The organism is Limosilactobacillus balticus (assembly GCF_014145615.1).
GTDB lineage: Bacteria > Bacillota > Bacilli > Lactobacillales > Lactobacillaceae > Limosilactobacillus > Limosilactobacillus balticus.
This window is the reverse complement of sequence record NZ_JACIVH010000027.1, coordinates 1-429: the sequence shown is the minus strand read 5'-3', so window position 1 is coordinate 429 and position 429 is coordinate 1. Positions and strand designations below refer to the sequence as shown.

Annotated in this window: 1 protein-coding gene; it reads left to right on the top strand. The window is 47.8% G+C overall.

Translation table 11 applies throughout. The features are described from left to right. Positions 1-429 (top strand): hypothetical protein (locus tag H5S10_RS00160; protein ID WP_267905321.1); only part of this gene is annotated, 429 nt, incomplete at both ends.

The following is a 429-nucleotide window of genomic DNA, read 5'->3' as shown; positions in this document are numbered from 1 at the left end:
TTTCACTTGCACTCAACGATGTTGAGGCACTTTCGCTGGCGCTTACTGAAGCCGAAGTGCTTTCACTTGCACTCAACGATGTTGAGGCACTTTCGCTGGCGCTTACTGAAGCTGAGGTGCTTTCACTTGCACTTACCGAAGCTGAAGTTGATTCACTCGCACTTACTGAAGTAGAGGTACTTTCGCTTGCACTTACCGAAGCTGAAGTTGATTCACTCGCACTTACCGAAGCTGAGGTACTTTCACTTGCACTTACAGATGCTGAAGTTGATTCACTCGCACTTACAGATGCTGAAGTTGATTCACTCGCACTTACTGAAGCGGAGGTACTTTCACTCACACTCAACGATGTTGAGGTACTTTCGCTGGCGCTTACTGAAGCCGAGGTACTTTCACTTGCACTTACAGATGCTGATGTGCTTTCGCTGG